Source organism: Candidatus Zixiibacteriota bacterium (genome assembly GCA_040756055.1).
Taxonomy (GTDB): Bacteria; Zixibacteria; MSB-5A5; order GN15; family FEB-12.
In genome coordinates, this window is the sequence record JBFLZR010000002.1 from 266,278 (window position 1) to 288,688 (window position 22,411).

15 protein-coding genes are annotated in these 22,411 nt (G+C 54.3%); 7 read left to right on the plus strand and 8 right to left on the minus strand.

From position 1 onward, the window contains the following. The first annotated feature begins 38 nt into the window (after positions 1 to 38). From AB1483_04525 to AB1483_04540, 4 genes are read left to right on the plus strand one after another with little or no spacing between them, the layout of a single operon-like run. Positions 39 to 1,496 carry a trimethylamine methyltransferase family protein gene (locus AB1483_04525; GenBank protein MEW6411724.1) on the plus strand — a complete coding sequence of 486 codons (1,458 nt, stop codon included), beginning with the start codon at positions 39 to 41 and terminating at the stop codon, positions 1,494 to 1,496. Further along, positions 1,496 to 2,212: a vitamin B12 dependent-methionine synthase activation domain-containing protein gene (locus AB1483_04530; protein ID MEW6411725.1), complete on the plus strand. Its 717-nt coding sequence runs from the start codon at positions 1,496 to 1,498 to the stop codon at positions 2,210 to 2,212. Before AB1483_04525 ends, AB1483_04530 begins: the two co-directional genes overlap by 1 nt. 30 nt (positions 2,213 to 2,242) lie before the next feature. Further along, the gene (locus tag AB1483_04535) at positions 2,243 to 2,881 is read left to right on the plus strand and encodes a corrinoid protein (protein MEW6411726.1); all 639 of its coding nucleotides are present in this window, start codon (positions 2,243 to 2,245) and stop codon (positions 2,879 to 2,881) included. Between the two features lies 1 nt (position 2,882). Beyond that, positions 2,883 to 3,788 (plus strand): homocysteine S-methyltransferase family protein, encoded by a 906-nt coding sequence (locus tag AB1483_04540; protein ID MEW6411727.1) that lies wholly within the window; start codon positions 2,883 to 2,885, stop codon positions 3,786 to 3,788. 98 nt (positions 3,789 to 3,886) lie between these two features. Here AB1483_04540 and AB1483_04545 read toward each other — a convergent pair whose 3' ends face one another. Together AB1483_04545 and AB1483_04550 are read right to left on the minus strand one after the other, a co-directional pair. Next, positions 3,887 to 4,732 (minus strand): pyruvate, water dikinase regulatory protein, encoded by an 846-nt coding sequence (locus AB1483_04545; GenBank protein MEW6411728.1) that lies wholly within the window; start codon positions 4,730 to 4,732, stop codon positions 3,887 to 3,889. Positions 4,733 to 5,200: 468 nt separating this feature from the next. Then, complete coding sequence (locus AB1483_04550) at positions 5,201 to 5,380, minus strand: hypothetical protein (protein ID MEW6411729.1); 180 nt, start codon at positions 5,378 to 5,380, stop codon at positions 5,201 to 5,203. A gap of 30 nt (positions 5,381 to 5,410) precedes the next feature. Here AB1483_04550 and AB1483_04555 point away from each other — a divergent pair, with 30 nt between their 5' ends. Next, positions 5,411 to 8,743, plus strand: a complete 3,333-nt coding sequence (locus tag AB1483_04555; protein ID MEW6411730.1) for a PAS domain S-box protein — start codon at positions 5,411 to 5,413, stop codon at positions 8,741 to 8,743. 9 nt (positions 8,744 to 8,752) lie between these two features. Here the strand turns inward: AB1483_04555 and AB1483_04560 are convergent, their stop codons facing one another. The 6 genes from AB1483_04560 to AB1483_04585 form a co-directional block, all read right to left on the minus strand. After that, positions 8,753 to 10,309 (minus strand): ATP-binding cassette domain-containing protein, encoded by a 1,557-nt coding sequence (locus tag AB1483_04560; GenBank protein ID MEW6411731.1) that lies wholly within the window; start codon positions 10,307 to 10,309, stop codon positions 8,753 to 8,755. A gap of 40 nt (positions 10,310 to 10,349) precedes the next feature. After that, positions 10,350 to 12,119 carry a metallophosphoesterase gene (locus tag AB1483_04565; GenBank protein ID MEW6411732.1) on the minus strand — a complete coding sequence of 590 codons (1,770 nt, stop codon included), beginning with the start codon at positions 12,117 to 12,119 and terminating at the stop codon, positions 10,350 to 10,352. Positions 12,120 to 12,192: 73 nt separating this feature from the next. After that, complete coding sequence (locus AB1483_04570) at positions 12,193 to 13,614, minus strand: aldehyde dehydrogenase family protein (GenBank protein ID MEW6411733.1); 1,422 nt, start codon at positions 13,612 to 13,614, stop codon at positions 12,193 to 12,195. After that, positions 13,611 to 14,630 (minus strand): homoserine dehydrogenase, encoded by a 1,020-nt coding sequence (locus tag AB1483_04575; protein MEW6411734.1) that lies wholly within the window; start codon positions 14,628 to 14,630, stop codon positions 13,611 to 13,613. Before AB1483_04575 ends, AB1483_04570 begins: the two co-directional genes overlap by 4 nt. Before the next feature lie 72 nt (positions 14,631 to 14,702). After that, positions 14,703 to 15,065, minus strand: coding sequence for a cupin domain-containing protein (locus tag AB1483_04580; GenBank protein ID MEW6411735.1), 363 nt, complete (start codon positions 15,063 to 15,065; stop codon positions 14,703 to 14,705). Between the two features lie 6 nt (positions 15,066 to 15,071). Then, on the minus strand, positions 15,072 to 16,307 hold the full coding sequence (locus AB1483_04585; protein MEW6411736.1) for a hypothetical protein: 1,236 nt from the start codon (positions 16,305 to 16,307) through the stop codon (positions 15,072 to 15,074). 433 nt (positions 16,308 to 16,740) lie between these two features. Here AB1483_04585 and AB1483_04590 point away from each other — a divergent pair, with 433 nt between their 5' ends. Together AB1483_04590 and AB1483_04595 are read left to right on the plus strand one after the other, a co-directional pair. Continuing rightward, entirely contained in the window at positions 16,741 to 20,487 is a 3,747-nt protein-coding gene (locus AB1483_04590) for a hypothetical protein (protein ID MEW6411737.1), read from the plus strand. Between the two features lie 13 nt (positions 20,488 to 20,500). Beyond that, complete coding sequence (locus AB1483_04595; protein ID MEW6411738.1) at positions 20,501 to 22,111, plus strand: hypothetical protein; 1,611 nt, start codon at positions 20,501 to 20,503, stop codon at positions 22,109 to 22,111. Positions 22,112 to 22,411 lie beyond the last annotated feature (300 nt).

The window sequence follows — 22,411 nt, forward strand, 5'->3', positions numbered from 1 at the left end:
GGGGAACCTTCCCCCTCCGAGGCGAAAGGAGTAGCCCTGTGCGTCCCAAAGTAAGATTCCTCACCGACGAATTGATCGAGAAAATCATCGATGAAGCCCGCTCGCTGCTTGAAAATCTCGGCGTCGAAATCCACAACCCCGCCATCCTCAACATGCTCGCCGACCACGGTGCGAAGATCGATGTTGCCGGCCGGCACGTCTGGATTCCCGGAAAACTCATCGACCAGGCCCTCAAGACCGCTCCCGCCTCGTTCAAACTCTACGACTCGCCCGGCCGCGAAGTCATCGACCTCTCCGGCTACAACTGCTACTTCACTCCCGGCTCCACCGCCATAAAAATTCTCGACCGCGAAACACAACAGGCCCGCAAACCCACCACCCCCGATTATATCGCCTATGCCAAACTGATGGCCGGCATGAACCACATCGCCTCGCAATCGACAGCGATGATCGCCACCGACGTGCACGAAAAGATCTCCGACAGCTACCGCCTCTATCTCAGCCTGATGTTCTGCGAAAAACCGGTCGTGACCGGCACCTTCACCAACGAAGGCTTCGAGACCATGAAGAATCTTCAACTCGCCGTCCGCGGCACCGAAAAAAATCTCGCCGATAAACCACTGACCATATTCTCATGTTGCCCGACATCCCCCCTCAAATGGAGCGATATTACCTCGCAAAATGTCGTCGACTGCGCCCGGTATTCTATCCCCGTCGAATACGTCGCCATGCCCCTCTGCGGCTTCATGGCCCCCGTCACGCTGGTCGGCTCTCTCGTTCAACACACCGCCGAAACACTCTCCGGCGTGGTCATAAGTCAACTGACCAATCCCGGCGCGCCCGCCCTGTACGGCGGCTCTCCGGCGGTCTTCGATATTCGCTATGAAACCACCCCCATGGGCGATATCGGCACCATGATGCTCGACTGCGCCTACAACGAAATCGGCAAATACCTCAACCTGCCCACGCAGGCATATATCGGACTAAGCGACTCGAAACACGTCGACGCCCAGGCCGGTATCGAAACGGCTATGGGCGCCACCCTCGCTGTTCTCGCCGGTATCAACAACATCTCCGGTCCCGGCATGCACGACTTCGAGAGCTGCTTCAGCCTCGAAAAGCTCGTCCTTGACAACGAAATCTGCGGTATGACCCTGCGAATGGCCCGCGGCATCCAACCCCGCGACGATTTCCCATCACAGCCCATCTTCGAAGAGCTCCTCCGCGAACAGCATCTGCTCATCGCTGACCACACGCGAAAGTATCTGCGTGATGAAATCTACTTTCCCTCCGATGTTATAGACCGCGCTAACCGCTCCCGGTGGCAGGAAGAAGGCAGCCTCACCCTCATGCAGCGCGCCCGCAAGCAGGTCGATGATATTATCGCCGAATACCAGCCGGTCGACCTTCCGAAAGAAGCACAGAACGATCTGACCGACCTGATGCTGGCCGGGGCAAAACGCTGCGGCATGGATGAACTACCGGAGATAAACTGATGCGCAAAATAGTCACGATCCGTACGGAAGAAACCGTCCCCGGCCCCGAAGTCGTCCTGCAAGCCCAGGGCCTGCCCCCCTCGGCTACACCCAACGACCAAACTCTGGCTCTTTACCGCGCCGCCATCTCCACCTACCTCCTCCTTTCGCAGCCGGTAGCAATGTACAGTCAAATATCTATAGATGATTTCAGGAGCGTTTTCAATGGCGACGGTGCTAACGCGAAAGACGCCCCCCTGGGCCATATATATCCGCGGTCTGATGCGCTCGCCCTGTTCGCCGTAACTGTCGGCGAAACCCTGACCGCCGAAATTACCCGCCTCTTTGAAACCAACGACTTCCCCGCCGGCGCTATGCTTGACAGCGTCGCCTCTCAGGCAGCCGAGATGGCCGCCGCCTGCGTCGAAAGAGAGTACCTCAACGATCTCAAAGACTCCGGCACGAACGCCGACGCTACAGCCACCCTGCCTTTCAGCCCGGGCTACTGCGGATGGAACCTCTCCTCGCAGATACCCCTCTTCCATGCCCTGCATCCCGAAGAAATCGGTATAATCCTGTCCGAAAGCTGCCTCATGAGCCCCCTGAAATCGATAAGCGGCGTCTTTGTGGTCGGACCTAAAGAAATATTCCAATTCGATGATAAATTTGATTTTTGCGAAGACTGTCAGACTCGCTCATGCCGTGCCAGACTCGCGGCCATACGCAGCAGCGCCTGACCGTCAGACAAAAATACCGGAGAACACAACATGACCATTCTAAAGCAAATTGCCGAGCATCTGGAAAAAGGTAATGCCGACGATGTCGCCGAACTGACCCGGAAAGCCATCGAACAAAAGACTGACTTACAGACAATTCTTAATGACGGCCTCATTGCCGGCATGACGGTCGTCGGACGCAAATTCAAACAACATGAGATATTCCTGCCCGATGTTCTCATGGCCGCCCGAGCCATGTATGCCGGTATGGATATACTCAAGCCCCTCATGATCGAGGAAGGTATCCCCTCACTGGGCAAAGTAGTCCTCGGTACCGTCAAAGGTGACCTCCACGACATCGGCAAAAATCTTGTGGCCATCATGCTCCGCGGCGCCGGCTTCGATGTCATTGACCTCGGCAAAGATGTTCCTCCGGAAAAATTCCTCGATGAAGCCGAAAAATCAGGCGCCTCGATAATCGGCATGTCAGCCCTGCTGACTACGACCATGCCCGTTATGCAGCACGTCATCGAACTCGCCCGACAACGCGGCCTATACGGCAAAGTCCATTTCCTCGTCGGCGGCGCCCCTCTCTCCGCCGAATACGCCGGTAAAATCGGCGCCGATGCTTACTGCTTCGATGGCATCAGCGCCGTCGAACGCGCCAAAAACATTATGGGAGTCACGTAGCATGTCCGAACTGATTGATCGATTGAAAAAAGGCGAGGTGCTGCTGGCCGACGGCGGCATAGGTACCATGCTCTTCCAGCGTGGTCTGAAATCAGGTGAGTGCCCCGAAAAAATCAACCTCGACCACCCCGAAATCCCCGAAGAAATCTCACACCTCTATTTCGAAGCGGGCGCCGACATCGTCACCACTAACACCTTCGGCGGCTCTCCCCTCAAACTCGCCCAGTACGGGCTTGCCGAAAAAACCGCCGAAATCAACATCGCGGCCGTCAAGGCATCCCGAAGAGCGGTTGGCAACGAAGCCCTCGTCGCCGCCAGTATCGGACCGTGCGGCGCTCTGCTCAAACCCTACGGAGACATCGACCCGCAGAAAGTCGCCGAATGCTTCTCCGAACAGGCGGCCGCGCTTCTGAGCGCCGGTCCCGATGCCGTCTTCATCGAAACTATGACCGACCTCACTGAGGCCACCCTCGCAATAAAAGCCGTTCGCTCGCACTCATCCACTGTCCCTATTGCAGCAACCATGACCTTCGACCCCACCCCCGGCGGCTTCCATACCATCATGGGCATAAGCATACAGCAGGCCGCCAACGGGCTCGTCGAAGCAGGCGCCGACATCATCGGCTCCAACTGCGGCAACGGCATTGACAACATGGTCAAAATCGGTGAGCAGTTCACAAAGCACTCCCGCATACCGGTCATAATTCAATCCAACGCCGGGTTACCCAATGTCAACGGCGATAAACTCGTTTACAATGAAACACCACAATACATGGCCCAAAAATGCCTCCTGCTCCTCGAGTTCGGCGTCAACATCATTGGCGGATGCTGCGGCACAACCCCCCAACACACAGCCGCGCTGAGAAAAATAATCGACGCTCACAATGGAAGGCAACGGACTACCTGACAGATCACACCATGCCAGGATACGTCCCCGAAGCTGAATCAACGAAAAAATTCTGTACCCGATAAGCCGACAGCGATTGGTTCTGCCGCCAAGGTACCTTATCTGGAGGATTCATTCAACCGGTCAAGAATCTCCAGCGAGATCTCCTCAATAGCCCGACGAGTAACATCAACCGTTTTCCAGTCCCGCTTCGCGAATAGATTGCGGCAAAACTTCAAATCCTCGCGGATTTCCCTGATATCGTAATACTCCCTCAACTCCACCTGCTGCGGGCCGGTCCGCGCAAGGTACAACAGCCGTTCCTCACGAACATGCGCCAGTACCTCCGGGTGCATGCTCAAACCAAAAATGATCGACTGCTTCAAAGGCGCCAGGCGATTGAGAAGGTGACTCTCCATCGAAGCATCCCGCACAATCGGAATATTCGCCACCTTCATCCCGTGATTACAGGCAAGATACATCGCGATGGGCGTCTTGCAGGTCCGCGACAACCCCACCAGAACAACATCGGCATCCGAAATAAGTGCCCCCCGACCATCATCATGCTCAACCGTATAACCTATCGCGTCTACCTTCCGGTAATACTTGTCATCGATCTTTTGAAGCAGACCCGGTCGATAATCCGGATGAACTCCCAGAAATTTCGACATCGTGTTCAGCATCGGCTCGAGAACATTCAAATGAAGTATCCAGCGCTCAGCCAGCACCTCGTGAAAATATCTGCTCAGCTCCTCCGATATGATCGAAAATATTACCAGGTAATCGCTGTCAATCTCCTGAATTATCTTATCCAGGGTCTGCTTGTCACGTACCTGCTGATACGTATGCACCAGCGAATGCTCCACCTCATTGTCCGAGTACTGCGCTAAAACCGCGTCCATCAATCGCTCGGCTGTCTTGCCTGTACCGTCCGAAACGACCACTATCTTCTTGGTTTCACACATGATTGCTCACTCTCTCATCGCTATAAGGCTTCTGCCGAAACTTACGCCTGCTTAAACACATTTTCAAGGTTAATGTCAACCGGACCACAAAAAAGCTCGACCCGAAATCCATAATGACAAGAACGCCAACGGCATATTTCACATGCAAGTGTTCATCTTTCGAACAACAACCTTCCCGGCGGTCTCACCCGAATCCCCGTTATTGCCATAATTACAAGAGAATAGGCCAATTACATCCTTAAAGTTTTACCGATAAAAGTCGATTCCATAGTTAAAGCGCTCTACCTCAACATCAGTTGCAGTTTACGGCTGATTGCCGGCGGGCAACCGGCAAGTAACTCGAACACGATACCATGCGGCAAGAGCGCACAGCTGAGTTTGTCAATAGTATGGCTTAAGCAGATGAAAAAAACATCCGGCTCCGTACCTTTAATTATTAATGCAGCGCTGACCACAGCCTTCTGGGGGCTACTCCTCATTGTCGATACTAATCGCCTCCACGAACTCGCGGTTACGGCTGCCCTTTATCCCACCGAAATACCAGGCATATTGGCAACCATAATACCGGCAGGCCTCCTTTGCCTTGCCGGACTCTTCTCCCGACTGCTCCGCTCCCGCGCTCAAGGCAACAGGCCAAAATCCCGCCATTCTCTTTCATTTTATGAAACGGTCGCCAAAATATCACCGGAATCGGTCGTGGTCATCGATCTCGACGGGAAAATCGCCTTCATTTCACAGCGCTGCCTGGAAGTGTTCGGCTGCCAGAACGCCGACCAGATGATCGGTAAACATGCCCTGGACTTCGTTGTCCCCGAAGATAGGGAAATTGCCGCTAAAAGCCTCAACCTCGTCACGACAACCGGTGAAACGCAGAACGCCGAGTTCATGCTGCAGGCTTTCGACGGTACCCGCTTCTTCGGGGAAATAAACGGGGCCGCCCTCAGGCACGAAAATGGCCCGATCGAAGGCGTCGTGACCATCATACGAGATATCACCGATAGCCGCGAGGCCGAAGATGAACTCAGATATCGATTCGAATTCGAAAAAGTCATAACCACCCTGTCCTCAAGGTTCATTACCCTCGCACCCACGGAAATCGACGCCAACATCATCTATGCCCTGCAGACAATCGGAGAGTTCACCGGCGCCGACCGGGCCTATGTCTTCCAGATCTCTGCCGGCCAGCAGACAATGGATAACACCCACGAGTGGTGCGCCGATGGTATCGTACCGCAAATAGACAAGCTGCAAGGTCTCAAGCTGTCGGACTTCTCGTACATCATGGATCGGATCCTCAAACGCAAAACATTCTTCGTCCCGAGTGTGGCCGACCTCCCCAATGAAGCCGCAGTCGAAAAAAGGGAATTCCAGGCCGAAGGTATCCAGTCACTCGTATGCGTTCCCATGATCCGCCAGAACGAAGTCGTGGGATTCGTCGGATTCGACTCGGTGCGCCGCCGCAAAATCTGGTCGCAGGACAGCAGAACCCTGCTTACTATCGTCGGAGAAATCCTGACCGTCGCCCTTGAACGCGAACGTACCGAAAAAGCCCTCCGCTCAAGCGAAGAAAAATACCGGTCCTTCGTCCAAAACTTCCAGGGCATCGCCTATCGAAGCATGATGAGCTGGGCACCCATGTTCTTCCACGGTGCCGTTGAGGAAATCACCGGTTATACCGAAGCTGAATTTAAAGCCGGCAACCCTCCGTGGAATGAAATCATTCATCCCGAAGACTGGCAGAGAATCAGCCAATCTGTCAAAACCATTGCGCAAGTACCCAACGCTACCACCGAAAGAGAATACCGCATCCGGCGAAAAGACGGACAATACCGGTGGATACTCGACCTCTGCCAGAACGTCGCCGACTCAAGCGGCAAACCCATCTACGTCCAGGGATCACTCTATGATATCACCGAACGAAAACGCATGGAAAGAGTTCAGTCCGCCCTCTTCAAAATCTCCGAGGCCACCAGCCTCGCCTCGAACCTGGAAGAACTGCTGAAAACCGTACACGGCATTCTGGGAACTCTCATAGACACGACTAACTTCTACGTCGCCCTCTATGACGCCACCACCGACCACTACACCTTCCCGTATGTCGTCGATGAATTCTCTGACGCTACCGAACTCAAGCCCGAACAGCTCAAAAAAACTCTCACCGACTATGTCCGGCGTACAGGCGAACCGCTGCTTGCCGATGCCGCCAAAGATGAAGAACTCCGCCTCGCCGGTGAAGTTGAACTGGTCGGAGAACCATCCGAAATCTGGCTCGGAGCTCCCCTGAAAACCCGGCATGGCACCATCGGCGTCGTCGCCCTCCAGAGCTACTCCGACCCCAATATGTATAAGGAAAGCGATGTCGACCTGCTGACCTTCGTCTCCGGGCACATCGCCATGGCTATCGAACGTAAACGTTCCGAAATTATGCTCAGGCAGTCTGAAGAAGAATACCGCACCCTCGTGGAAACCATGCGCGACGGCGTTATCAAAGTAGACAACACCGAAGATATTACCTTCGCCAACGCCGCCGCCTGCAACATCCTCGGCTACGACCACACCGAACTCGAAGGTATGAACCTGTTTAACCTCGTCGTAGAGGAAGACGTTGAACGCATTTTCGAGGAAACACAAAAAAGACTGCGGAAACACCGCAGCCGATATGACCTCAAGGTCCGGCACAAAAACGGCGAAATACGCGAACTGTCAATCTCCGCCGCGCCTGACTACGATAACAACGGAAACGTCGTCGGTACCATCGGCGTTTTCACCGACGTAACCGAACTGAACAAAGCTCAAATGGAAGGCCAGCGCCTGCGCGAAAAACTCGCCAACGCCCAGCGCATGGAATCTCTCGGCGTCCTCGCCGGAGGCGTCGCCCACGACCTCAACAACATTCTCGGACCACTCGTCGGCTATCCCGAACTCATAAAACGACGGCTGCCCGCCGACAGCCCCGTAAAAGACCAGATTACGAAAATCGAAGAATCCGCCAAAAGAGCCGCCGAAATCGTCAGCGACCTCCTCACTATGGGCCGCCGCGGAAGATATGAAATGTCACCGGTCAATTTAAACCAGATCATCACCTCCTACCTGGAGTCGGCCGAATTCACCAACATCAAAACACGCTACCCCAATATCGACACCGAAATTCATCTCGATAGCTCCGTACCGTCCGTCTTCGGCTCCTCAACACACCTGTCAAAAGTCATTATGAACCTCGTGCTCAATGCCCTCGACGCTATGCCCGAAGGCGGAAAACTGTCCGTCAAAACCGAGTGCCTCTACCTGGAAAAACTCCTCCTGGGATTCAACAATATAGAACCGGGACGATACAGCATCATCAGCGTCAAAGACACCGGCATCGGCATCGATGAAAGCGACACCAAACGTATCTTCGACCCCTTCTTCTCCAAGAAGAAACTCGGCAAGAGCGGAAGCGGACTCGGACTCTCCGTCGTCTACGCTGTCGTAAAGGACCACAACGGCTACGTCGACGTTCGCAGCGAACTCGCCAAAGGCTCCGAGTTCATAATCTACCTGCCGGCCATCGAAGCCGTCGCGCCCGCGGGACCGGAACAACCCGTCTATGATATCAAGGGCAACGAGAAAATCCTTGTCGTCGACGATGTCGCCGAACAGCGTGACCTCGCTGTAACCCTCCTCGCCAGCCTCGGATACCAGATGGCGTCGGCATCCAACGGTCATGAGGCCGTAGACTACCTCAAGCACGAATCGTGCGACGTTCTCATACTCGATATGATCATGGAACCGAACTTCGACGGACTCGACACCTACCGGGAAATCATAAAAACTCATCCCGGCCAAAAAGCCGTCATCGTTAGCGGCTTCTCCCAAACCGACCGCGTCAAAGAAGCAGAAAAACTCGGCGTTACCAAATACGTCAAGAAACCCTACACCATGCAAAAACTCGGAAAAGCCATAAGAGAAGTATTGACCTCCCCCTCCGACGCGGACCTGCAGAGCCTCCCGGTCGAAAAAGTCAAGAATTAAGCGCCCCTTTTAAACCAGATCAAGGCTGCCATCATCGAGCATATATAATTTCGAAGCTATACTGGCCGCAAATGAACGGTCATGACTGATCACCAGGTAACCACCGGCAAATCCCCTCAGCAATTGCTCCAGCACATCGATTGACTCGATATCCAGATGTGAAGTCGGCTCGTCCAGCAACAGAAACTCCGCCCTCGACAACACACCCTTCACGACCGCCGCCCGCATCAACTCTCCCTGCGAAAAACTATCCAGACTCTTCTCCACCTCGTCCCTGCGGATGAGAACCGATCCCAGATACTGACGAATCGTTGTCTCATCAAAACCGCAATCATCGAAATTATCCAGAAGCCGCTCCCGTTTGAAAAAACCGGTCAACCCTTGCGGAATCCCGACCACTTTCACCGACGCGTTGCGATACGCCTCCCCCCTTTTTGGCCTCAACTGCCCGAGCAGTAACTTCAGCAGAGTGGATTTACCCGAGCCGTTTTTGCCCATCAAACACAACCTGTCTCTGGCTCTAATCGCTATGTCAACATCTCTCAAAAGATACCTCGTCTCACCACCATCCGCCTCATCGCGATAGTCAAACCGCACGTCGCGTAAACTGAACACATCACGATTACGCACCTCATAGTCAGGGAAATGCAGGCTGACCTTCTTGGCAACGAACGGCTTTACCTCCTCCAGCCGGCCAATCTCACGTTCTGCCCTGCGACGCACCGCCTTCGCGCGCATAGCTATCTTCTTTGATAATTTGCCCAGATAGGGCTTCGATGATCCCGCCCCGATCTTGCGCTTTTCACTGGCGGCTGCCCAGCCAGCCTTGGCGATAACATCCTTTTGCAGCTGCTTGATCTTCTTGTCTATCTCTTTCGCCCGGTGACTTCGCGACTCAAAATCGCCCGACCACGCCGACCACGCCGCGGTGGCACCGCCCGCGACGCCGAGAATCCTGTGACTGGTAACCAGTATCGTCCGATCCGCCAGGTTGTCCGTAAAGGCCCTGTCATGGGTAACTACGATTAGCCCCTTGCCACGACTTTTGAAATTCTCGCAGTAATACTCCAGCGCCGTAATTCCCGCCAGGTCCATGTAGTTGGTCGGCTCATCCAGAAGGTACAAATCGCTGTCCGCTGCAAGAACACGAGCCAGAAAGCGCTTCTGAAGTTCGCCCCCGGATACCCTCGTGTCATCGGATCCGCCTATGACATCGAAATCACGACACAACCTCTCGTAATCGGCCCCGCCGAATGACTCAAAGCCGCGCGAAAGGTCATCGCTGACACTACCGGATTGCAGTACCTGCGGAAGGTACCCTACCGATATATGCGGCGAGAGAAAAACCGATCCCTCGATCTCGAAAGCGATATTGTCAACCAACTCCGCATCACTTCCGACCTGGGCGTACACATGATTAAGAATCGTCGACTTGCCACAACCATTGGGACCAATGAGCGCCACCATCTCCCCCGGCTCTACCGCGAATGATAGACGCTCAAAAAGAACTTCACCGTTTACAGTAATTGAAAGATCCTTGATATTGACGAGAGGCGCAGTCGCCATCACGCTACCTCCAATTGCTTCCCATCAAAAGAAATCACTATTATTCGAATAAGAGTAGCCCGAACCCGTTCGGATCATAAGCGTGTGGTACCTGCCAGCCGCCGGCGCTCTGTAATCGCGCCTGCTTGCGCCTGAAATTGAAATCCCACTTCTGCCCGCTCGCACCCGTTGCTCCAAACTGAGCCAGAGGAATCCGCACTTCCACCCGCCAGCCGACTTCGTCGCTGCTCGTGGCAATCTCGTAGGTACCATTCCAACGCTCATCGTTGACCCAGTACCCGTCCGAACCCTGCAAGATCTTCTGATCGTACGTCGTCCCGACTGGATTAACATACAGCTGGTAAACAGCATCATCGGCCGAAACGGGCCGATAAAGAAATCCAACACAGTCTTCCGTATAAATCGCGTCATCCTGTTCGGTCATGTTGGCCATCAACGAATCCATCCTGCTCTCGACACATCTCACGGCGAGATAAAGATTGTCGCCGTCGTGAGCAAAATAGAACTCCGTCGAATCCACATTGGCAGGCTTGCCATCACCGTCAAGTAACCCCCATCGCGGAGATCGCCAGATCGACTCATCAATTATGCCGTCAATCACCGGAGGGACTTCGGCAGCCACGCAAGTCGCCTGACGAGCAACCCGCAACTCCCGCTTTGCCTGAATAACCGCGTCCTCATTGTACGGGAAACTTACGGTTACTTCGGGCAGTGGATACAAACTCCCGGCACATGAAAACCGGAATTCCGCCTCGGCTTTCCCCGCTGGCGGCGCCTCTACAAAAAACTCCTGCGGCTCCACTGACCAGCCCTCCGGAACCGTCCATCTCACCGTGTCCTTGAGCGCCCTTTGCGAATCAAAGTTGTGAAATTCCACCGTCACCGGACTTGCCTCAACCTTCAGATTTGCCTCGGACACCGGCGCCGCACCCGCAAACGTGATCCCCAGACGTTTTGCCCTTTCGTAATATCGAATATCGGACACCGGGGTTTCATCCCATGACATAACCGAGTTATACTTGATTGGCGCTATGGAAATCCCGTCACTGTCAACCGTCACCCAGGCAAAATGGTACTCCATCTCCCCCGGCCTGAAATTGTTGTGCCCCCCCGATGTCCCCACCGTCGTATACTCGATACCATCATACTCGCCGGTGAAATACGAATGCCAGTGCCCGTTGAACACCGCATCAACCCCATACTTCTGATAAATGGTGTGGAGCCTGTCCGGCTTACCGTCCGACAGCGTACGATACCAGCTCGGCACATGATAAAACAACAGCGTGTACTCCGCGCCCGTGTGGCCCTCAAGATCACTAATTAACCATTGGACCTGTTCATCCGGCATTTCATCACTCTCATACCACCGACTGTTATCCAGCACAACGATGTGCACACCGTCATAATCAAACGAATAATACGGACTCAACCCGGTCTGCCGCCGGTAAGTCTCCTCCATATCATCGTAAGTAATATCGTGATTCCCCGGCGTAAGATGAACCGGCATGCTGAACGCCTTAATCAACTCAAGATACTCTTTCCATTCGGCGTTCAATATTGACGTATCCGAAGTATACCCCTCTATGTGATCGCCAACCGTCATCACGAACTCCGGCTTCAATCGCTCAATCTCACCGATGATTTGCTCGTAAATCCCCGGCTGATTTTCCCCTGTCCGATCACCGATTATAGCGAATCTGATTGGGTACTTCTCCAAATCCCGCGTGTCAGTCTCACCTCCGTTAGCCAGATGATGAAATCCGGAAACGGCCAGCGTCACTATTAATGAGGACAATAGATTCCTGAGCACAGGCACCTCCCTGAATTGATATTGTTATAGAAGGCGACGGGGCCGCCCGGCAGCCCCGCCGCGTTACGATCGCTTAAATCTGCGGAAGATAAAAACAAACGACCTTCGGCTCGGTCATCTCCTGAAGCGAGAATTTCAAGCCTTCCCGGCCGAGACCGGAATACTTGATACCGCCAAACGGCATCGAATCAAGCCGGTAATCGGTCGAATCGTTAATCATCACCCCGCCACAATCAAGATCATACGAAGCTTTAAAGGCGACATCGACATTGCTCGTGAATATCGCCGCCAGAAGTCCGTATGGAAGAGAATTGGCTTCCTTGATAGCTTCATCAAGGTCGTCGATAGGATAAAGGTTGACAGTCGGGCCAAAGACCTCTTCACAATGTATCGTGATATTCTTCGGCACATTCTCCAGCACCGTCGGCTCAAACAACGCTCCCTTTCTCTTGCCGCCGGTAAGCACTGTCGCGCCCTTCTCCCTGGCCTCATTCACCCACTTCTCGACCCGGATAGCCTCCGCCTCCGTAATCATCGGACCCATGTTGGTATCGTCTTTGAGCTTGTCACCGATCTTGTACTTCTTGGTGCTCGCCACGAACTTCGTCTTGAACTCATCATAAATTTCTTTGTGAACCAGAAGACGCTGCACGCCGATACAGTTCTGCCCGGCTGCCCAGAAAGCGCCGGAAACACACGATTCCACCGCCAGATCGATATCAGCGTCCTTCCACACAATTACCGGCGAGTTAGAACCAAGCTCCATACCGATTTTCTTTATCCCGGCCAGCTTCGCAATACGCTTTCCGGCCTCGACACCGCCGGTGAACGAAATCATCCGCACTCTTTCGTCCGATACCAGCAAATCGCCGATCTCGTGTCCATAACCGGTGATCACCTGTATCGCCTGCGCCGGAAGTCCCGCTTTCACCATCGCCTCGACCAGCTTTATCGCCGAGAGAGGCGTCACCGTCGCCGGCTTCAAAATAACCGCGTTCCCCGCCGCTATCGCCGGACCCAGCTTGTGAGCCACCAGGTTCAACGGATCATTAAACGGCGTAATCGCCAGAATTATCCCTATCGGAAAACGATAGTAATACCCCCGGCGCTTCTCCCCGCCCGGGAAAGAATCGAACGGAATCGTCTCACCCAGTATCCGCTTGGCTTCTTCCGCCGATGCCGTGATGGTATTCACGCAGCGCCTTGCCTCTTTGCGGGCCTCCGTGATAGTCTTTGACCCCTCTCTGGCAATCGTTTTGGCGAAATCCTCCAGATTGTCGCTGATAATCTGAGCCGTCTTAAAAAGAATCTGAGCACGCTCATAAACCGTCATCTTCTTCGTGATCTCAAATCCCTTAACAGCCCCACGAAGGGCTGTCTCCACGTCCTGCTTGCTGCCCGCCGGCACAGTATCGATTACACTATTATCGTAGGGATCGGTCACGTCGATTTTCTTGTCACGGTCAACCCACTGACCGTCCAGAAGCATCTTCATCGCTTACCCCCCACGTGAATGATATCAATCAGAGCGCTGTAACCGGTCTGGGCGCGGCCTGCCCCCGGACCCACAATCGTAACATCACCCAGGATATCCGTCGTATACGTAATGGCGTTCGTTCCCCCCATCACCCCCGCCAGCGGGTGCGACAGATCGACCTGCTCCGGCGCCACGCTCGCCTTAACCTTCTCGCCCTCGCGCCATACTTTACCAATCAGTTTAAATCTCTTGCCACGGGCCTTAGCTTCCTTTATCGCCTCGGCCGTGATCTCCGTAATCCCCTTGCACGGGAAATCAGCCGGACGGGCCTTAACACCGAACATCGCGTTCGCTATAATCGTCACCTTCGCCAGAGCATCCCAGCCGAGAACATCGGCATCCGGGACCGCCTCCGCGTATCCCAGTTCCTGCGCCTTCTTTAGAGCGTCCTCATAACCAAGCCCCTCCTCCATCCGGGTGAGAATATAGTTGGTCGTCCCGTTGAGGATACCTTTTACCTCGTTGATCCGGCAACCGGCCAGGGTCTCTCTCGCAAGGTTCAGCATCGGCGAACCGCTCATGACTGTTCCTTCGAAGAGAAACTGCACGCCCTTTTTCCTTGCCAGTTCCGTCAGCTCCTGCAAAAACAGCGCCGCCGGACCCTTATTCGTCGTCGTAACATGCATTCCCTTCTCCAACGCCGCCCTGATGTGCGAAGTCGCCGGCTCTCCGGTCTTGATATCAGTGTACGTCGCCTCAACCATCATATCCGCCTTGGCCTGCTTAATCATCGCCAGCGCGTCATCATCAAAAGCCTCCGCCAGGTCCGAAAGCTTCCCCCCCGATTTAACCTTCTCAAGAGCCTTCTGAAGATCCAGGCCGCCGGCGTCGTAAATACTCCCCTTGAGCATATCCGCTATGCCAACCACCCTCGTCTTCAAACCATACTCTTTTTCGAGCGTGTTTTTCTTCTCGATTAATAACTCGGCCAGGCCCTGACCCACCGTGCCAAAGCCTATTAATAGTAACTTCACGTTAGAATCCTCCTTTATGATAGTCACGACCGCAACGGCCCAATTACCGCTCCGGTGCGTCAAAAAAATATTCTACTTCTTAACCTGCCACCGATCAGGAGCGTCGAATACGTCTATCAGGTTCACCCGCGAATGAAAATTCGCCGAATGCACCACCCCCGCCGGTATATAATACCAGTCACCCTTGCGATAACGCTTCGTCTCCTTACCAATCGTCAGCGACATCTCACCTTCGATCATTATTCCCCACTGGGCACAATGAGAATGAGGCGGAACCACTCCGATCGGCTGAATATCGAAAAAGACAGCCTGCTTCTCACCGCTCGCCAGAAGCCAGCCGCGAAGACCATCCATCGGAATGTCAATCTCCGGCATGCTGCGAATCATCTCGGGAAAAATCGTGCCGTCCCACTTCTTCATCAATTCGTCCATCATGATCATCTATCCTTTATAAGCTATACCGGCGAACCGGGCCTCGTGACCCCGGCGCATTATCTCACGCGCATCCTTATCGCAACGCACACACTTGTGATATATCACGTCGCCGATAAGCTCCGCCTTCTCATCGCGCTCCTGATCCGACAGGAAATAAGCTTCCATCGTGTCGTAAGGACGCGATGTTCCATCGCTCTCATACTTGATCGTGATATCCGTCCCCTTATCCAGAACCTTGTGCGCGTTCTCCGTCCAGTCGAAATCCGCCATCCCCAGGTCGGGATTAATACGCAAATGCGCTGTGAGCGACACGGGCGGAAGACCCGATGCCTTCAACTCCTCGGCGCACTTTACGAACGTCTCGGGACTGGCCGCGTTTCCGATATTTACCTCGTAAATAGGCGTCGTACCATCATCACGCAGATACTCTTTGATTATATTCATCAGCATCCTGAACTGAAGGGCGTTCTGCGTCGACAAAAGCATCGAAATCTTGAAACTGATCTCGGGAATCTCGCGGGCAAAATAGCACGCCGCTATAATCGTCGACCAGCTCGGATTCAAAAAGAAACTCGCCCCTGTCTCCATCGCCGCCCGGGTAATTCCATCCAGATAAATCAAATGATTGTTGTCGCCAACCTCGACACCACCGAGATTGCCAAAAGCCGTACCCATATTCTTGAGAATCAACTGGCTCAGACCATCACCCAGATCCCGACGATCAAACTTATCACCCGTAATCTTCTCCACCCGCTTAAATCGGTGTTCCGGCATCGGAATCCCGATCAAATTCGTCGAACAAAACTTGCTCGCCCGGATAATATTCTCCGCCATCGCCAGCGTCGCCAGAAGGTCACCCGTGTAAACATAATGCTCGGTCAGCGCAACCACCGAAATCATCTCGGTCGGAAACAGCACGTCACGATTCTCGGCCACCCGACGCATACAGTCAAGCGTCACCCGCGAGCCCTGAAACCCCGAAACCTGCGTGGTACAAACACCCGGCCTGGTAACTCTGACACCTTCCCTGTCGACAAAGTCCTCAACCTTCGGAAAATCCCTGGCATACCGTTCGGCCTTTTTAAGCATCTCCCCATAACCCTTCTCAGCGGCCATCTTCTTTCTGGTCTCATATTGCCGCAACTGTTTAATCCTCTCACAGATAGCCTTCCCTCCGCCAAAGTCGGCGATAAGAGCGTCAATTGCCTTAAGGTCTCTGTCGCTAAGCAGCTTGAAATGCATCTTTATTCTCTCCCTGTCTCTATTAAATAGGGGTAATTACTCGCGTCGTCGATATGACTGTTTTCCTCCTGCGGCTGGTCCCGATACACGTCAGTAAGCCGCAAGGTAAGCCAAGATTCACCCCTTTTCAAGCGATTTCTGAAAATCAACCCCCGGGCGGACAAAATGGTCAAGTTATTGCAGGATAATCCGATATAGATACTAATGCTCAACACAGGGCAATGGGCTACGGGAATTCGACGGCGGCTCACGACGGGCTCTGACTCGGACAGCGCGCCTCCGCGAAAAAAAGGGGAGGAAAAGACAATTTGTGAAGTAAGTCACAAAATAGTTGCAAAATGCTTTTTTGACCGGTAATTTCCTTGGGTCTACAGTATTGGCCGGCGTCGCGCTCAGCACGCCTCAAAAAGGGTCGCATACAAAGAGGATACTTATGAAGGACAGCACGCGCGTACTGATCACACTACTGTCATTCATAACATTGTTTGCATGCGCCTCGGCACAGGACATGCCTCATGAAGAAATGGACTTCGACTGCGAAGTCTGCCACTCCATGACCGAGTTCAAAGGCGTTCAGTTCGACCACACCGCCAATACCGGCTTCACCCTCGAACATCGACACGCCAATGTCGAATGCAAATCATGCCACAATGTCAAAGACTTCTCCATAATCGATACTGAATGCATGTCTTGCCACAGAGACATCCACGAAGGGAAGCTTGGCCCTCTGTGCGAAAAATGCCATACTACCCGGGGCTTTGAAATATTCAATATCGAAGATATTCACGCCGAAACCAATTTCCCCATGATGGGCCGCCACGCCCAGGTCGACTGCCAGAGCTGCCACAAAGGCCTGCCACGCGGCGACCTCTCCTTCAATACCACCCGATGCGTTGAATGTCACCAACAAAATTATATCGAAGTCGCCAGCCCCAACCACGTCGCCGGAGGCTTCCCAACCGACTGCAGCGAATGCCACCAGATGAACTCCTGGCAGCCGGCCATGTTCGCAAACCACGATGCCTTCTTTCCCATCTTCTCGGGAGAACACGCCGGTGAATGGGATGAATGCTCCGACTGCCACATCGACCCTGACAACTTCCTCGTCATAAGCTGCCTCAACTGCCACGAACACAACCGTCAGGACACCGATGACAACCACGAAGGCGTCCCCGGATACAATTATGATACTCAGGACTGCCTGATCTGTCACCCCGGTGGACGGGCGGGCCAATTTGTCGAACACGATGCCCTGTACTTCCCTATCTTCTCGGGCTCGCACGCTGGCGAGTGGGATGGCTGCTCCAACTGCCACGACAACCCGGCCGACCGAACCATGTTCAACTGCCTGGCTTGCCACTTCCACAACGAAACTGACATGAACAACATGCATCAGAGTATCAGCGGCTACTCCTACGTGAGCACCGCCTGCTTCTCATGTCATCCGGCCGGCGAAGGAATCGAGTTCACCCAGCACGATGCCGCCTACTTCCCCATCTACACCGGTACCCATTCCGGCGTCTGGACCGAATGCTCCAGTTGCCACACCGAACCGACCGACCGCAGCGTCTTCAGTTGCCTCGGATGCCATGGCCAGACCGAAACCAACACCATCCACCAGGGCATCAGTACTTACGCCTGGGAAAGCACTGCCTGCCTCACCTGTCACCCGACCGGCGCCGGCGGCGATTTCCTTGAACACGATGTTCTCTTTTTCCCCATATATTCCGGCACTCACAGCGGCGTATGGGATGCCTGCTCGATATGCCACACCGATCCCAACGACCGAAGCGTCTTCAGTTGCCTGACCTGCCACTCCGAAGCCGAAACCAACCCGATTCACGGCGGAATAACGGATTACACCTACGAGAGCACCGCCTGCCTCACCTGTCACCCGACCGGCTCCGGAGGTGAATTCCTCACCCACGATGCGGAGTACTTCCCAATCTATTCCGGTACTCACGCCGGAACCTGGAACGATTGCATCACCTGCCATTTCAACCCCGACGATCGCTCCCAATTCACCTGCCTGGTCTGCCACGAGCAATCGACGGTTGACCCCGTCCATACGGGCATGACAAGCTACAGTTACGAAAGTACCGTCTGTCTGTCCTGCCATCCGCAAGGTGTCGTAGGGGATTATCTCGAACACGATGCCGACTTCTTCCCGATATACAGCGGCCCCCACGCCGGCTCCTGGGCCGAATGCGCCACCTGCCACACCGACCCGGCCGACAGATCCGTCTTCTCCTGCCTGGTCTGCCACAACCAGACTGACACCGATGACATGCACACCGGCATAACCGGCTACGTATATAACAGCACCGACTGCATTACCTGTCACCCGACCGGCGAAGAAATAGAATTCACCGAACACGAACTCTCCTACTTCCCGATCTACTCCGGAGCGCACGCCTCCGTCTGGACCGAATGCGCCACCTGTCATCCCGTGCCCGGCGACAGGACAGTATATGACTGCCTCTCGTGCCACGAGCAGACTACTATCGACGGCCTCCACCTCGGCATGCTCAGCTACAGTTACGCAAGCACCGCCTGCTACGGCTGCCACGCCTCTGGATCCGTCGAGGACTATCTCGAACACGATGCCGCTTTCTTCCCCGTCTACTCCGGCACTCACTCCGGGCAGTGGACAGAATGCGCCTCCTGCCACACCGACCCGACCGACAAATCCGTCTACACCTGCCTCGGTTGCCACGAGCAGACCACCATCGACGGTATCCACCTCGGTATGCCAGGCTATAGCTATCAAAGCTCTGTCTGTCTCACTTGCCACCCCTCCGGTGTCATTGAAGATTATGTCGAGCACGACGGCGCCTTCTTCCCCATCTATTCCGGCACCCACTCCGGACAATGGGTCGATTGCTCCAACTGCCACACCGACCCGACCGATAAATCCGTCTTCACCTGCTTGACCTGTCACGAACAGTCAACTATCGACGGTATCCACCTCGGTATGCTCAGCTACTCCTACGAATCCTCCGCCTGCTTCAGCTGTCACCCGACTGGTGTTGTCCAGGACTACCTTGAACACGATGGCGCTTTCTTCCCCATCTATTCCGGCACTCACGCCGGACAATGGGTCGATTGCTCCAACTGCCACACCGACCCGGCCGATAAGTCTGTCGTTGATTGCCTCGGATGTCACGTCCAGGCCCCCATAGATGTAATTCACCAGGGCATGCTCAGTTACAGTTACGTAACCTCGGCCTGCCTGACCTGTCACCCCTCTGGAGTTGTCGAGGATTATCTCGAGCACGATGGCGCCTTCTTCCCGATTTACACCGGCCCGCACGCCGGAGCCTGGGTGGACTGCGCCACCTGTCACACTGACCCGGCCGACAGGTCCGTCTTCAGCTGCACCGTCTGCCACACGCAGACCGATATGGATAACATGCACACAGGCATTACCGGATATGTTTACAACAGCAGCGACTGCCTCACCTGCCACCCTGTCGGTCAGGCTATTGAATTTACCGAACACGAACTGCTCTATTTCCCGATTTATTCCGGCGCCCACGATGGCGTCTGGGACGAGTGCGCCACCTGCCACACGGTCGTCGGTGATCGCACGCAGTTTAGCTGCCTGTCCTGTCACGAGCAGGCAACCGCCGATATCGTCCACATGGGTATGCCCGAATACAGCTACGCCAGCGATGTATGCTATAGCTGCCATCCGCGGGGAGTCCCCGAGGACTACCTGCAGCACGACGTCAACGGCTTCTTCCCGATATATTCAGGCAACCACGATGGCGTCTGGGCTCAATGCGCCACCTGCCACATCGACCCGAACAACCGGTCCGTGTTCACCTGCCTGGTGTGCCATACTCAGGGAGTAATCGACCCCGTGCACCTGGGCATGCCGGAATACAGCTATGAATCGAACGTGTGCTATAGTTGCCACCCCGGCGGAGTCATTGAAGACTACCTCTCGCACGATACCTACTTCTTCCCGATTTACTCAGGAACTCACGATGGTCGTTGGTCCACCTGCGCCACATGTCATATCGACCCGATGGATAAGAGCGTATTTTCCTGTTTGGTTGGTTGCCACCCCAAAACCTCGACCGACGCTAAACACTCAAACCCAACTCCCGTTTCCGGATACGTGTATGACAGTTACGAGTGTTACAACTGCCATCCCACCGGATTGGCCCCGTAAGCAGAGGTAAACGATGAGATCAATAGTAACCTTCATAGCATCCATCCTCATCGCGGTGACTCTTGCGGGACCGGCCCAGGCCGCCGGCAATTGCAGCCAACCCTGCGTAACCTATATCTCTGCCGAGGGCGTCTATCTCGACGGTGGCCTCTCGTCAGGGTTTGATGTCGACGATACCGTGGCCTTCATTAGGGACAAAAAGACTATCGCGATCGGATTCGTGACCAAAGTAGCTGAATACGCCGCCGCCACCGAAGTTGCGCACCAAACGTGCCCCGTGCAGGTTGGCGACATTGCCGCCAGAATTTCCGATGTGCCGCGGCTTACTCTGACGTCCACCGCCGCGTTCGTCGAACCGGCCAGAGCTCCACACCCGGAGGCAACGTCGACTATAAACCAAAAGCCCGGTCCGCCGCCTCACCTAAGAGGCTCCATATCTTTCGAAAACTACTATCACAACGACCTGACCGACACCGACTACGATCGCACCCAGCCCGGCGTCAAAACCAAACTCGAAATCGAAAATATCACCGGCGACGTCTCGTTCAAGATGCGTCACCGCACTCGCCTGTACCATCGCTCAAAAGCCTATAGCATCGGACAGGACACCGACGAATGGATCCACCAGGTTTATGAACTGGGATTCTTTCACGAGGTCGAAGGATCGAAGGCTGAATGGGCTATCGGAAGGGTTCTTTCACCCTATGTGCGCGGCATCGGCTATGTCGATGGCGGCTACCTCGCTCATCAAATACATCGCAATTTCAAGATCGGACTCGCGGGCGGAACAGCCCCCGACATGGTCTCGTCGGAACCCAACTTCGATCGCAGAAAATTCGGACTCTTCGCGGCCTTCGAAACCGGCGCCTACCAAACCCGGCGCCTGGCCTTTACCGCTGCCGTCTCCACCGAATACGACCGTTCCACCGTCAGCCGCGATTTCCTGTACTTCCAGGCCACCTTTTCAAAGTATCAACTACTGTCACTCTATCAGTCCGTGGAAATCGACTTCAATCGCGATTGGAGATACGATAAAACCGGCGACCGATTCACCTTCACCAATTACTACGCCAACGCCACCATCAACATCACCAAAGATGCCTCGGTGTTCTTCTCCTACGACGCCCGCAAAAACATCCGCTATTTCGAAACTATGGATACACCCGACAGCCTGTTCAACGACGACTACCATCAGGGAATCAGAGCCGGACTCAACCTGCGCTTCACGGACCGCATTAGTTTCCGGGGCAACGCCGGAATACGCTTCCGCGACGGATTACCCGAGGACAACAGATTCGTCTCGGCCACGCTCCGTCTCTCGCGATTCCCGCTGCCGAAACACTCGATGACGCTCATGATGTCAATCGTCGAAACACAATTCACCACCGGCTATCGGCCAATGATCACCTATCGTCTGCCAATCTCCCGACGGTTGGCCTTCAATATCACCGGTTCCAGCTACATTTACAAAACCGGCTCCAAAACAACCAGCTATTACTACGCCGACGCCAGCACATATTATTCTTTCGCCCGCAGATACTATTTGGCCGGAACCTTCCGCCAATACTTCGACTCCCGACTCAAATCTGTGGAACTTCGCACTGAGCTCGGAATCCGACTCTAAGCGCAAAACCCCACTCACGCCATTCTCAACTTGACAGACATGATTATAAGATGGAGCTGGTCGCATAATACGCGCCATTAGTGTCGAGCGGCACTTCGGCACACCAACTTCCTCGTTGACATCACATCACTTAAGAGATATACCGGACTAAATCGGTGGGCATAGTCATACTAACCGATCGAACATTCAATTGATAATTGACAAAATAGTATCTATTTCGTATTATTAATTAGTATACCTACCCCGCACCACCCGGGGATAGTCATCTGAAGTAGTACCTCGTATTGGAAACCCTGTGCT

What these genes read in the sequence shown, in the direction of transcription:
- AB1483_04530 (MEW6411725.1), top strand. Translation starts at nt 1,496, where the DNA reads ATGCGCAAAATAGTCACGATCCGTACGGAAGAAACCGTCCCCGGCCCC.
- AB1483_04535 (MEW6411726.1), top strand. Translation starts at nt 2,243, where the DNA reads ATGACCATTCTAAAGCAAATTGCCGAGCATCTGGAAAAAGGTAATGCC.
- AB1483_04540 (MEW6411727.1), top strand. Translation starts at nt 2,883, where the DNA reads ATGTCCGAACTGATTGATCGATTGAAAAAAGGCGAGGTGCTGCTGGCC.
- AB1483_04545 (MEW6411728.1), bottom strand. Translation starts at nt 4,732, where the DNA reads ATGTGTGAAACCAAGAAGATAGTGGTCGTTTCGGACGGTACAGGCAAG.
- AB1483_04550 (MEW6411729.1), bottom strand. Translation starts at nt 5,380, where the DNA reads ATGGCGGGATTTTGGCCTGTTGCCTTGAGCGCGGGAGCGGAGCAGTCG.
- AB1483_04560 (MEW6411731.1), bottom strand. Translation starts at nt 10,309, where the DNA reads ATGGCGACTGCGCCTCTCGTCAATATCAAGGATCTTTCAATTACTGTA.
- AB1483_04570 (MEW6411733.1), bottom strand. Translation starts at nt 13,614, where the DNA reads ATGAAGATGCTTCTGGACGGTCAGTGGGTTGACCGTGACAAGAAAATC.
- AB1483_04580 (MEW6411735.1), bottom strand. Translation starts at nt 15,065, where the DNA reads ATGATGGACGAATTGATGAAGAAGTGGGACGGCACGATTTTTCCCGAG.
- AB1483_04585 (MEW6411736.1), bottom strand. Translation starts at nt 16,307, where the DNA reads ATGCATTTCAAGCTGCTTAGCGACAGAGACCTTAAGGCAATTGACGCT.
- AB1483_04590 (MEW6411737.1), top strand. Translation starts at nt 16,741, where the DNA reads ATGAAGGACAGCACGCGCGTACTGATCACACTACTGTCATTCATAACA.
- AB1483_04595 (MEW6411738.1), top strand. Translation starts at nt 20,501, where the DNA reads ATGAGATCAATAGTAACCTTCATAGCATCCATCCTCATCGCGGTGACT.